10 protein-coding genes are annotated in these 11,877 nt (G+C 71.0%); 7 read left to right on the forward strand and 3 right to left on the reverse strand.

Features of this window, described 5'->3' with window-relative positions:
- Positions 1-171: 171 nt before the first annotated feature.
- Positions 172-3,198 (reverse strand): excinuclease ABC subunit UvrA, encoded by a 3,027-nt coding sequence (gene uvrA / locus ACZ42A_RS00005; protein WP_468524812.1) that lies wholly within the window; start codon positions 3,196-3,198, stop codon positions 172-174.
- 223 nt (positions 3,199-3,421) lie between these two features.
- Here uvrA and ACZ42A_RS00010 point away from each other — a divergent pair, with 223 nt between their 5' ends.
- From ACZ42A_RS00010 to ACZ42A_RS00030, 5 genes are all read left to right on the forward strand, one after another.
- Positions 3,422-4,108, forward strand: coding sequence for a maleylpyruvate isomerase family mycothiol-dependent enzyme (locus tag ACZ42A_RS00010; protein WP_468524813.1), 687 nt, complete (start codon positions 3,422-3,424; stop codon positions 4,106-4,108).
- A gap of 73 nt (positions 4,109-4,181) precedes the next feature.
- Positions 4,182-4,838, forward strand: a complete 657-nt coding sequence (locus ACZ42A_RS00015; protein WP_468524814.1) for an MBL fold metallo-hydrolase — start codon at positions 4,182-4,184, stop codon at positions 4,836-4,838.
- A 370-nt stretch (positions 4,839-5,208) separates the two neighbouring features.
- The gene (locus tag ACZ42A_RS00020; RefSeq protein ID WP_468524815.1) at positions 5,209-6,093 is read left to right on the forward strand and encodes an ABC transporter substrate-binding protein; all 885 of its coding nucleotides are present in this window, start codon (positions 5,209-5,211) and stop codon (positions 6,091-6,093) included.
- Positions 6,090-6,974 (forward strand): amino acid ABC transporter permease, encoded by an 885-nt coding sequence (locus ACZ42A_RS00025; RefSeq protein ID WP_468524816.1) that lies wholly within the window; start codon positions 6,090-6,092, stop codon positions 6,972-6,974. The genes ACZ42A_RS00020 and ACZ42A_RS00025 overlap by 4 nt, the downstream gene beginning before the upstream one ends.
- Entirely contained in the window at positions 6,971-7,750 is a 780-nt protein-coding gene (locus ACZ42A_RS00030; protein WP_468524817.1) for an amino acid ABC transporter ATP-binding protein, read from the forward strand. The genes ACZ42A_RS00025 and ACZ42A_RS00030 overlap by 4 nt, the downstream gene beginning before the upstream one ends.
- Before the next feature lie 7 nt (positions 7,751-7,757).
- Here ACZ42A_RS00030 and aroQ read toward each other — a convergent pair whose 3' ends face one another.
- Positions 7,758-8,231, reverse strand: coding sequence for a type II 3-dehydroquinate dehydratase (aroQ, locus tag ACZ42A_RS00035; RefSeq protein ID WP_468524818.1), 474 nt, complete (start codon positions 8,229-8,231; stop codon positions 7,758-7,760).
- A gap of 101 nt (positions 8,232-8,332) precedes the next feature.
- Between aroQ and ACZ42A_RS00040 the strand changes: the two genes are divergently transcribed.
- The gene (locus ACZ42A_RS00040; protein WP_468524819.1) at positions 8,333-9,379 is read left to right on the forward strand and encodes a S66 family peptidase; all 1,047 of its coding nucleotides are present in this window, start codon (positions 8,333-8,335) and stop codon (positions 9,377-9,379) included.
- Between the two features lie 95 nt (positions 9,380-9,474).
- Positions 9,475-10,752 (forward strand): MFS transporter, encoded by a 1,278-nt coding sequence (locus ACZ42A_RS00045; protein ID WP_468524820.1) that lies wholly within the window; start codon positions 9,475-9,477, stop codon positions 10,750-10,752.
- Between the two features lie 19 nt (positions 10,753-10,771).
- Here the strand turns inward: ACZ42A_RS00045 and ACZ42A_RS00050 are convergent, their stop codons facing one another.
- Complete coding sequence (locus ACZ42A_RS00050) at positions 10,772-11,872, reverse strand: calcium:cation antiporter (protein WP_468526097.1); 1,101 nt, start codon at positions 11,870-11,872, stop codon at positions 10,772-10,774.
- Positions 11,873-11,877: the final 5 nt, after the last annotated feature.

An 11,877-nucleotide genomic window follows, 5' to 3' on the forward strand; every position in this document is an offset into this window, starting at 1 on the left:
AGGGGAACTCCGGATACAGAGGCCCCGGTGATACGAGAGACGCTGGGGGCTCTTTTCCCCCCCCCCCCCTCCCCCGCCCCCAACCCCCCCCCCCCCCCCCCCCCCCCCCCCCCCCCCCTCCCCCCGGCCCCCCCCCCCCCCCCCCCCCCCCCCCCGCGTCTATGTGCGCGCTCAGGCCTTGCGGGCCCGCGTGGTCTTCTTCGCGGGCGCCGCCTTCTTGGCCACCCCGGCCGCCTTCTTGGTCGCCGTGTTGTTGGCGCTGTTGACGGTGACCGTCTTCTTCGCCGCCGACCTGGCCGCGACCGTCCTCTTGGCCGTGGTCCGCGCGGAGGCCCGCACCGGCTCGGCGTCGCTGATCCGGTCGCCGAGGATCTCCCGCAGGAACTTGCCGGTGTGGCTGGCCGGAACCGCGGCGACCTGCTCGGGCGTGCCCTCGGCGACCACCAGGCCGCCGCCCGCGCCGCCCTCGGGGCCCATGTCGACGATCCAGTCGGCGGTCTTGATCACGTCGAGGTTGTGCTCGATGACGATGACCGTGTTGCCCTTGTCGACCAGGCCGGACAGGACCTTCAGCAGCTTGCTGATGTCCTCGAAGTGCAGACCGGTGGTCGGCTCGTCCAGGACGTAGACCGTACGGCCGGTGGAGCGCTTCTGCAGCTCGCTGGCGAGCTTCACGCGCTGCGCCTCGCCGCCGGACAGGGTGGTCGCGGACTGGCCGAGCCGGACGTAGCCGAGACCGACGTCGTGGAGTGTCTTCAGGTGGCGGTTGATCGCCGGGACCGCCTCGAAGAAGTGCATGGCCTCTTCGATCGGCATGTTCAGGACCTCGGAGATGGACTTGCCCTTGTAGTGGACCTCCAGGGTCTCCCGGTTGTACCGGGCGCCGTGGCAGACCTCGCACGGGACGTAGACGTCCGGGAGGAAGTTCATCTCGATCTTGATGGTGCCGTCGCCCGCGCAGTTCTCGCAGCGGCCGCCCTTGACGTTGAAGGAGAAGCGGCCCGGCAGGTAACCGCGGACCTTCGCCTCGGTGGTCTCCGCGAACAGCTTGCGGATGTGGTCGAAGACGCCCGTGTACGTCGCCGGGTTGGACCGCGGGGTGCGGCCGATGGGCGACTGGTCGACGTGCACCACCTTGTCGACGAGGTCGTCGCCGTCCACGCGCGTGTGCCGCCCGGGGACGTTCCGCGCGCCGTTCAGCTCGCGGGCCAGGTGGGTGTAGAGGATGTCGTTGACCAGCGTCGACTTGCCGGAGCCCGAGACGCCGGTGACCGCGGTGAAGACGCCCAGCGGGAACGAGACGTCGATGTCCTGGAGGTTGTTCTCGCGGGCGCCGTGCACCGTGAGCTGCCGGGTCGGATCGATCGGGCGCCGGATGTCCGGCAGGGGGATGGACTTCTTGCCCGCCAGGTACTGACCGGTCTGCGACTCCGCGTTGGCGAGCAGCTCCTTCAGGGAGCCGCTGTGCACCACCTTGCCGCCGTGCTCACCGGCGCCGGGGCCGATGTCGACGATCCAGTCGGCGGTCTTGATGGTGTCCTCGTCGTGCTCGACGACGATGAGCGTGTTGCCCATGTCGCGCAGCCGGACCAGGGTCTCGATGAGCCGGTGGTTGTCGCGCTGGTGCAGGCCGATGGACGGCTCGTCGAGGACGTAGAGGACGCCGACGAGGCCGGAGCCGATCTGGGTGGCCAGGCGGATGCGCTGGGCCTCGCCGCCGGAGAGCGTGCCGGCCGCGCGGTTGAGCGAGAGGTAGTCCAGGCCGACGTCGACCAGGAACCGCAGCCGCTCGTTGACCTCCTTCAGGACGCGCTCGGCGATCTTCTTGTCGCGGGCGTTGAGCTTCAGCTCGCCCAGGAAGTCCGCGCAGTCGCTGATGGACATCGCGGAGACCTCGGCGATCGACTTCTCCATGATCGTGACCGCGAGGACGATCGGCTTGAGGCGGGTGCCCTCACAGGTGGGGCAGGGCACCTCGCGCATATAGCCCTCGAAGCGCTCACGGCTGGCGTCGGACTCGGCCTCGCTATGCCGGCGCTTGACGAAGGGCACGGCGCCCTCGAAGGGCGTGGTGTACACCCGCTCGCGGCCGTACCTGTTCCGGTAGCGGACCTCGATCTGCGTCTTGTGGCCGTACAGCAGGGCCTTCTTGGCGCGCTGCGGCAGGCCCGCGAACGGGATGTCCGTGCGGAACCCGAGCGCGTCCGCGAGGGCACCGATCAGCCGGCCGAAGTAGTCCTTGGTGTGCCCGTGCGACCAGGGGTGGATGGCGCCCTCGTCGAGGGTCCTGTCCGGGTCCGGGACGATCAGCTCGGGGTCGACCTCCATGCGCGTGCCGATGCCGGTGCACTCGGGGCAGGCGCCGAAGGGCGAGTTGAAGGAGAAGGAGCGGGGCTCCAGCTCCTCGAAGGACAGGTCGTCGTACGGGCAGTACAGGTGCTCCGAGTACATCCGCTCGCGCTCGGGGTCGTCCTCGGGGAGGTCGACGAAGTCGAGCACGACCATGCCGCCGGACAGACCGAGGGCGGTCTCCACGGAGTCGGTGAGGCGGCGCTTGGCGGAGTCCTTCACCGTGAGGCGGTCGACGACCACCTCGATGGTGTGCTTCTCCTGCTTCTTCAGGGTCGGCGGGTTGGAGAGCTGGATCGTCTCGCCGTCCACCCGCGCCCGGGAGTAGCCCTTGGTCTGGAGGTCGGCGAAGAGGTCGACGAACTCGCCCTTGCGCTCGCGCACCAGCGGCGAGAGCACCTGGAAGCGGCTCCCCTCCGGCAGCTCCAGGACCTTGTCCACGATGGCCTGCGGCGACTGGCGCGAGATCGGGCGGCCGCACTCGGGACAGTGCGGCTTGCCGATACGGGCGAAGAGCAGCCTCAGGTAGTCGTAGACCTCAGTGATGGTGCCGACCGTCGAGCGCGGGTTGCGCGAGGTCGACTTCTGGTCGATGGAGACCGCCGGGGACAGGCCCTCGATGAAGTCGACGTCCGGCTTGTCCATCTGGCCGAGGAACTGGCGGGCGTACGAGGACAGCGATTCCACGTAGCGCCGCTGACCCTCGGCGAAGATCGTGTCGAAGGCCAGGGAGGACTTGCCCGAGCCGGACAGGCCCGTGAAGACGATGAGCGCGTCCCGAGGCAGATCGAGCGAGACGTTCTTCAGATTGTGCTCGCGCGCGCCACGGACGATGAGACGGTCGGCCACGCCGGTCCGCACCTTTCTTGAGAGAAGTGACAGGGGCGGGGCCCCCGTCGTTCTCAGACTAGGGGGAGCCACTGACAGCGCCGGTCGGATTTCCCGGTTGCATAACAATCCCCGACCATCCAGCATGCCCGACGCCATCACCGACCATATAGCACGTGCATTCGATTTACGGTCCCGGTCCGCCGCCTTCACCCGAAGGAGTGGCGGGGCTAGGGTCGGCCCCATGATTGATCACGCGCGTGACCTGGTGTCTGTACGCGAGGCGACCGAGCGGCTGCTCAGCGCAGCCGCCAAGCTGGACAACGCGTCCGTGACGCAACCGTCACGGCTGCCCGGCTGGAGCCGCGGCCACGTCCTCGCCCATCTCGCCCGCAACGCGGACGCCCTCGTGAACGTCCTGGAGGGGCGCCCGATGTACGTCTCGGCCGAGGCCCGGGACGCCGACATCGAGCGGGACGCCCCGCGCCCCCTCGACGTCCAGCTCGCCGACGTGCGCGCGAGCGCCGAGCGCTTCCAGGAGGCGGGGGCGGCGCCCGCCGACTGGTCGCGGACCGTGGAGCTGCGCAACGGGGTCACCGACTCGGCGTCCCGGGTGCCCTTCCGGCGGTGGGTCGAGGTCGAGCTGCACCATGTGGATCTCGGCATCGGGTACGAGCTGGAGGATCTGCCGGCCGAGTTCACGGAGCGGGAGATCGACTTCCTCGCCGACCGTTTCACCGGGCACCCCGATGTGCCGCCGACCCGGCTGACGGACGGCACGCGCGCGTGGAGCACCGGCCGCGAGGCGGACGCCCCCGAGGTCACCGTGCGGGGCACCCGGGCCGGCCTGCTGGGCTGGCTGGCCGGGCGCCGCGACGGCTCGGAGCTGGCCGTGGAGGGCGGGCCGCTGCCTTCCCTGCCCCCGCTGTAGCCGCGTCAGCCCCCGCTGTCTCCGCGTCGTGACGACCTGCCCGCCGCAGGGGTACCGACCTAGACTGGCGGCCATGACGTACAGCGGACAGGTGACGGTCGGCGGCCCGGCGGACGTGCACGAGCTCAAGGACCTGATGATCACGAAGATCGCGGTCGGCCCGATGGACAACAACGCCTATCTGCTGCGCTGCCGGGCCACTGACGAGCAGTTGCTGATCGACGCGGCCAACGACGCGCGGACGCTGCTCGGCATGATCGGCGACGACGGCATCGCGTCCGTGGTCACCACGCACCGGCACCGGGACCACTGGCAGGCCCTCGCCGAGGTCGTCGCGGCCACCGGCGCCCGTACGTACGCGGGCCGCGACGACGCCGAGGGCATCCCCGTGCCGACCGACGTCCTGGTCGACGACGGCGATGTCATCCGGGTGGGGCGCGTGGAGCTCACCGCGCGCCACCTCGTGGGCCACACACCCGGGTCGATCGCCCTCGTCTACGACGACCCGCACGGCCACCCCCATGTGTTCACGGGTGACTGCCTCTTCCCGGGCGGTGTGGGCAACACCCACCAGAACCCCAAGGCGTTCGCCAGCCTGATCCATGACGTGGAGACCAAGATCTTCGACGTCCTCCCGGACGAGACCTGGGTCTACCCGGGGCACGGGGACGACACCACGCTGGGCGCGGAGCGTCCGCATCTGCCGGAGTGGCACAAGCGGGGGTGGTGAACGCGGGGTGGTGAGCGCGGGGTGGTGAACGCAGGGTGGTGAACCGCGGGACGGTGCGCCCCGCGGGGCGTGCACGCCCCGCACAGGGGCGCGCGGAACTCGACTCGCGCCCCGTGTGAATTCTCCGCACACACCGGCGCCCCACGCACGCTCCCGGCGCACGAGGTCGCGCGGTCCACTGGAGCCAGCCCCGCGCGGGACGACGGCTCCCGCGCGGCATGGGCCGCCGGTCCTTCACCCCCGCCCTCGGCCGGCGGCCCAAGGCCGAGTGCGCAGGGAGAGTTCACAAGAACGCAACGCCCGTTCCCACTATGCGGACATTGGCTGGCGTGACCTCGACAAACGTCGCCCGCGCTGCCACTCTCCCGCCATGCGATCTGTCCTTCGCGCGCCGCGCCGCGCCGTCGTCGCCGCCACCGTAGCCCTGCTCGCCGCCGCCGTCGGCTGTGCTCCGCAGCCGGAGGGGAACACGGCCGCCAAGCCGTCCGGGTCGTCCGGAAGCGGCTGCGCCAAGGGCGCGTTGGCCACGAAGACCGCCGGCAAGCTGACGATCGCCACCGACGAGCCCGCGTACGAGCCGTGGTTCAAGGACGACGACCCCGCCAACGGCAAGGGCTTCGAGTCCGCGGTGGCTTACGCCGTCGCCGAACGGCTCGGCTACGACAAGAGCGCCGTGGTCTGGCAGCGCGTGCCCTTCAACAAGGCGTTCGCGCCCGGCGAGAAGACCTTCGACTTCGACATCAACCAGGTGTCCGTCAGCGACGAGCGCAGGAAGGCCGTGGACTTCTCCTCCGGCTACTACGACGTGCGCCAGGCCGTCATCGCGCTGAAGGGCTCCAAGGCGGCACAGGCGAAGAGCCTCGCGGACCTCAAGGGCGTCAAGCTGGGCGCCCAGGTCGGCACCACCAGCCTCGACTACATCAACGACGTGGTGCGGCCCGAGCAGGCCGCGGCCGTCTACGCCAAGAACGACCAGGCGAAGTCCGCCCTGAAGAACGGTCAGGTCGACGCCATTGTCACCGATCTGCCCACCGCCTTCTACATCACCGCCGCGGAGGTGACGGACGCCGAGATCGTCGGGCAGTTCGATCACCAGGGCACCACACAGGAGCAGTTCGGGCTGGTGCTCGACAAGGGCAGCGCGCTCACCGCGTGCGTCACGGACGCCGTGGACGCCCTGCGCGAGAACGGCACCCTGGCGAAGCTGGAGCAGCAGTGGCTGTCCGACGCCGTCGACGCCCCGGTGCTGAAGTGACCGTCACCAAGGACACGAAGGACGCTCAGGAGGGCCCGTACGTCCCCTCGCGGCGGCGTCTGGACCGCGAGCGGTACAAGCGGGCCCGCGCGCGCCGCGCCACCGCGATCGGGGCGCTGTCGACGCTGGTGACCGGCGTGGTGCTGTACCTGGTCGTGGTCAACGCGCCCGGCTGGCCGCGCACCAAGGAGACGTTCTTCGACTGGGGCTACGCGCGCGAGGCGTTCCCGAAGGTCCTGGAAGGGCTGTGGCTCAACGTCCGGCTGCTGCTGGTGTGCGGGGCCGCCGTGCTGGTCCTCGGCATGCTCATCGCCGTCGCGCGGACCCTGCGCGGCCCGGTCTTCTTCCCGCTGCGGGTGCTGGCCGCCGCGTACACGGACTTCTTCCGGGGGCTGCCGCTCATCATCAACCTGATGATCGTGGTCCTGGGCGTTCCCGCCCTGCGGCTCCAGGGGGTGACCGTCGATCCGGTGCTGCTGGGCGGTACGGCGCTGACGCTGACGTACTCGGCGTACGTCGCGGAGGTGTTCCGCGCGGGCATCGAGTCCGTGCACCCCTCGCAGCGCGCCGCGGCCCGCTCGCTCGGTCTCACCAACCGGCAGGCGCTGCGGCACGTGGTGCTGCCGCAGGCGGTACGCCGTCAGGTGCCGCCCCTGCTGAACGACCTGGTGTCGCTCCAGAAGGACACCGGTCTGGTGTCGATCGGCGGCGCGGTGGACGCCGTACGGGCGGCGGACATCATCGTGGGCCGCAGCCTGAACTACACGCCGTACATCGTCGCGGGGCTGGTCTTCGTGGCGCTGACCATTCCGATGACCCGCCTCACGGACTGGGTGACGGCCCGGATGGACCGCCGGCGGGCCCAGGGAGGGACCACATGAGCGACGCCCCCGACGCGCACGACGTCTCCGCCGCCCCCGTGCTGCGGATGGAGTCCGTCCGCAAGACCTTCGGCGGCTCCGTCGTGCTGCGGGACGTCGACCTGGAGGTCGCGCCGCACACGGTGACCGCGCTGATCGGCGCCTCCGGCTCGGGGAAGTCGACCCTGCTCCGGTGCGCCAATCTGCTGGAGGAGATCGACGACGGGGCGATCTGGCTGGACGGCGAAGAGATCACCGATCCGCGCGTGGACCAGGACGCCGTACGGCGCCGGATCGGCGTGGTCTTCCAGGCGTACAACCTGTTTCCGCACATGACCGTCCTGGAGAACATCACGCTCGCCCCGCGCCGGGTGCACGGCGTGCCCCGCGCGGAGGCCGAGGAACGGGCCGGGGAGCTGCTGGAGCGGCTCGGACTGGGCGACAGGGCCGGCGCGTACCCGGACCGGCTCAGCGGCGGTCAGCAGCAGCGTGTGGCCATCGTGCGCGCCCTGGCCGTACGGCCCCGGCTGCTGCTGCTCGACGAGATCACCGCCGCGCTCGATCCGGAGCTGGTCGGCGAGGTCCTGGCCGTCGTCCGCGACCTCAAGGACGACGGCATGACCATGGTGCTGGCGACACACGAGATGGGCTTCGCGCGGGAGGTCGCCGACCAGGTTTGTTTTCTGGACGGAGGGGTCGTGCTGGAGCGCGGCACCGCCGAGCAGGTCTTCGGCGATCCGCAGCAGGAGCGCACCCGGCGCTTCCTGCGGCGCATTGTGGAGGCCGGGCGCCTCTAGGAAACGCCTACGCCTCCGCGCGCGCCGCCCCGAGCAGCGCGGCGACGCGCTCCACACCGAAGACGTATCCCTGGATGCCGCATCCGGCGATGACGCCGTCGGCGCGCAGGGAGACGTAGGAGATGTGCCGGAACGACTCCCGCTTGTGGATGTTGGAGATGTGGACCTCCACCACCGGCATGCCGTCGCAGGTGCTCAGCGCGTCGAACAGCGCTACCGAGGTGTGCGTGTAGGCGCCGGGGTTGATGACGATCGCGCAGTGGCTCTCGCGTGCCTCGTGGATCCAGTCGACCAACTGACCCTCGTGGTTGGACTGGCGCAGGTCGACCGTGCCGCCGTGCGCGGCCGCCGCCTTGGCGCACAGCGCCTCGACGTCGGCGAGCGTCTCGGAGCCGTAGATCTCCGGCTGGCGCTGCCCGAGGAGGTTCAGGTTGGGGCCGTTGAGAATCATGATCGGGGCGTTGGCCAGGGTGCGGGGCACTGTTCCTCCGGTCCGTTCGGGGGTGGCGGTCCGGCGGGACCGCTGCTCGCACCCGGTTTATCACGGTGCGCGGACGGCCCGGGCGGCCGTACCCTCCCGGCATGATCACACCCGTCTACCCTCCCAAACCGTCCCCCGGCGACCGCATAGCCGTCATCTCGCCGGCCAGCGGCCTGCCCGGCCTCTTCCCGCGCCCCTACGAGCTGGGTCTCGAGCGGCTGCGCACGGAGTACGGCCTCGAACCGGTCGAGTACCCGGCGACCCGGAAGATGGGCTCGACGCCGCAGGAACGGGCCGACGACATCCACGCCGCCTTCACCGACCCGGACGTCAAGGCGGTGTTCGCCTCCATCGGCGGCGACGACCAGATCACCGTGCTGCCGTTCCTGGACCGGGAGTTGATCCGGGCGAACCCGAAGCCGTTCTTCGGAACGAGCGACAACACCAATCTGCTGGCCTACCTGCGCAACACCGGCATCGTCGGTTACCACGGCGCGAGCGTGATGGTGGAGCTGGGCCGTCCCGGCGCCATGCACCCGCAGACGGCCGACTCACTGCGGGCGGCGCTGTTCACGTCCGGTCCGTACGAGCTGCGCCCGGCCGAGCGCTGGAACGACGTGGACCGCGACTGGGCGGACCCGGCGACCTTCGACGCGGAGCCGCAGAGCCGCCCCTCCGACGGCTGGGCCTGGGTGAACGCCGACCGCGTGGTGGAGGGCCGCGGTTGGGGCGGCAATCTGGAGATCCTCGGCTGGCTGCTGATGGCCGACCGCGAGATCGCCCGCGACCCGGCGGAGTACGCCGGCGACGTGCTGTTCCTGGAGACCTCGGAGGAGCTGCCGAGCGCCGCGGAGGTCTTCCGCACGCTGCGCAACATGGGCGAGCGCGGGCTGCTGCGGCAGTTCTCCGCCCTGCTGATGGCCCGCGCGAAGACCTGGTCCTTCGAGCAGCCCAACAGCCCGGAGGAGGGCGCCCGTTACGCCGCCGACCAGCGGGAGGCCGTCCTGCGCGCCATGCGTATGTATGCCCCCGACACCCCCATCGTCTTCGACGTGGACTGCGGGCACACCGATCCCCAGGTGGTGATCCCGTACGGCGGCACGGTGCGCGTCGACGGACCAGCCCGGCGCATTACGGTCACGTACTGACGGGGAACGGACACCTCCACACGCCCCCGTAACCCGCTATCACTGTGGGTAGTTGACGCGGCATGCACGATGTACGCACCGTAAGAACGCCCTCCATGCTGCGGCTCGCGACCGCCGCCCTGGCCGGGACCGCCATCGAGTTCTACGACTTCTTCGTCTACGGCACTGCGGCGGCGCTGGTCCTGGGACCGCTGTTCTTCCCGACCGTCTCACCGCTGGCGGGCACCCTGGCCGCGTTCGCGACGTTCGGCGTGGGATTCGTGGCGCGACCGCTGGGCTCGGTGCTGTTCGGGCACATCGGGGACCGGCACGGACGCCGGCCGGTCCTCATCGCCTCGCTGCTGCTGACGGGCGCCTCGACGGTCGCGGTCGGCTGTCTGCCGACGTACGGCGCGATCGGGGTGGCCGCTCCCGTGCTGCTCGTCACCCTGCGCTTCCTGCAGGGGCTGGGGCTCGGCGGGGAGTGGGGCGGGGCCGTGCTGCTGACCGTCGAGCACGCGCCCGCCGAGCGGCGCGCCCTGTGGTCGAGCTTCCCGCAGGTCGGGCCCTCGGTGGGCTTTCTGCTCGCCAACGGCTCGATGCTGACGCTGTCGGCGACGCTCTCCGAGGCGCAGTTCGCCCAGTGGGGCTGGCGGGTGCCGTTCTGGGCGGCCGGGGTGCTGGCCGCGGTGGGGCTGTGGCTGCGCTCGTCACTCGCCGAGAGCCCCCGCTTCCTGGAGATCGAGGAGCCCGCGCGCGTGCCGCTCGCCGAGGTGGTGCGGGACCACTGGCGGCTGGTCCTGCTGACCGCCGGCGCGCTCGCCGTCGGCTACGCGATCTTCTACGCGGTCACCACCTGGTCCCTCGCCTACGCGACGGAGCGGCTGGAGGTGAGCCGGAGCGTCATGCTGGCCTGCGTCATGGCCGCGGTGGTGGTGAAGGGCGCGCTCACCCCGGTGGCGGCGGTCCTCGGCGACCGGTACGGGCGGCGGCCGATGTGTCTGATCGGCTGCACGGCGGGCGCGCTGTGGATGTTCCCGATGGTCGCGCTGCTCGCCACCGGAGAGCCGCTGCTGATGTTCCTCGGATTCCTCGGGGCGATGCTCGCGTTCATCACGATGTTCGCGGTGATCGCCGCCTATCTGCCCGAGCTGTACGAGCCGCGGGTGCGCTGCACCGGTGCCGCCGTCGGCTACAACCTCGGCGGGGTGGTCGGCGGTGCGCTCACCCCGATCGCGGCGACCGCGCTGGCCGAGCAGGGCGGCCGGGTGCCGTGGGGCGTGGGCGCGTATCTGACCGGCGTCGCGCTGCTCAGCCTGGTGTGCTTCGCGTTGCTGCCGGAGACCCGGCCCATGCCCGGGGCGGTGGCGAAGCCGGAACCGGTCCTCGACTGACGGAGCACGCCCGGGCCGGTCATGGATTGATCGCCAGCTCCAGGTACGCCGCGAACAGCACCAGGTGGACGCCGCCCTGGAGCGGGGTGGCGCGGCCCGGTACCACCGTCAGCGAGGCCACGACCACCGTCAGGGCGAGCAGGACCATGTGGGTGGCGCCGAGGCCGAGGACGAGTGGTCCGGACAGCCAGATGGAGGCCAGGGCGACGGCGGGGATGGTCAGGCCGATGCTGGCCATGGCGGAGCCGAGTGCCAGGTTGAGGCTGGTCTGCACCCGGTCGCGGCGGGCGGAGCGCAGGGCGGCGATGGTCTCGGGGAGCAGCACCAGCAGGGCGATGATGACACCGACCACGGCGTGCGGCAGCCCCGCGGCCGCCACGCCGGACTCGATGGTCGGCGACACGCCCTTGGCCAGTCCGACCACGCCGACCAGCGCGAGACCGAGCAGACCCAGGCTGATCCAGGCGGCGCGCGCGGACGGCGCGTCGGCGTGGTCGTCGCCGCTTATCACCTCGCCCTGGCGGGTGATGGGCAGGAAGTAGTCGCGGTGTCTGACCGTCTGGGTCGCCACGAACAGGCCGTACAGCACGAGTGAGGAGAGTGCGGCGAAGGTGAGCTGCACTCCGGAGAACTCCGGGCCGGGCTTGCTCGTGGTGAACGTCGGCAGCACCAGGCTGAGCGTGGCCAGGGTGGCGACCGTGGCGAGGGCGGCGCCGGTGCCCTCGGGGTTGAAGACCGCCGTGCGGTGGCGCAGGGAGGCGACCAGCAGACTGAGGCCGACGATGCCGTTGCAGGTGATCATCACGGCGGCGAAGACGGTGTCCCGGGCCAGCGTGGAGCCCTTGTCGCCGCCGTCGGCCATGAGGGTGACGATCAGCGCGACCTCGATGATGGTGACGGCGACGGCGAGGACGAGGGAGCCGAACGGCTCGCCGACCCGGTGGGCGACCACCTCGGCGTGGTGCACCGCGGCGAGCACCGCGCCGGCCAGCACCACGGTCACCAGCGCCACGACCGGGCCGGGCAGATCACGTCCCCAGGTGAAGATCAGCAGGACCACCGCGAGCACCGGCACGAGGGACGTCCACCGGTTCGTGAGCGACCTGAGCCGAGCGATCATGGGGC

This window comes from Streptomyces sp. NPDC030838, assembly GCF_055572035.1.

What these genes read in the sequence shown, in the direction of transcription:
- ACZ42A_RS00020 (WP_468524815.1), top strand. Translation starts at nt 5,209, where the DNA reads ATGCGATCTGTCCTTCGCGCGCCGCGCCGCGCCGTCGTCGCCGCCACC.
- ACZ42A_RS00030 (WP_468524817.1), top strand. Translation starts at nt 6,971, where the DNA reads ATGAGCGACGCCCCCGACGCGCACGACGTCTCCGCCGCCCCCGTGCTG.
- ACZ42A_RS00015 (WP_468524814.1), top strand. Translation starts at nt 4,182, where the DNA reads ATGACGTACAGCGGACAGGTGACGGTCGGCGGCCCGGCGGACGTGCAC.
- ACZ42A_RS00050 (WP_468526097.1), bottom strand. Translation starts at nt 11,872, where the DNA reads ATGATCGCTCGGCTCAGGTCGCTCACGAACCGGTGGACGTCCCTCGTG.
- ACZ42A_RS00045 (WP_468524820.1), top strand. Translation starts at nt 9,475, where the DNA reads ATGCTGCGGCTCGCGACCGCCGCCCTGGCCGGGACCGCCATCGAGTTC.
- ACZ42A_RS00040 (WP_468524819.1), top strand. Translation starts at nt 8,333, where the DNA reads ATGATCACACCCGTCTACCCTCCCAAACCGTCCCCCGGCGACCGCATA.
- ACZ42A_RS00010 (WP_468524813.1), top strand. Translation starts at nt 3,422, where the DNA reads ATGATTGATCACGCGCGTGACCTGGTGTCTGTACGCGAGGCGACCGAG.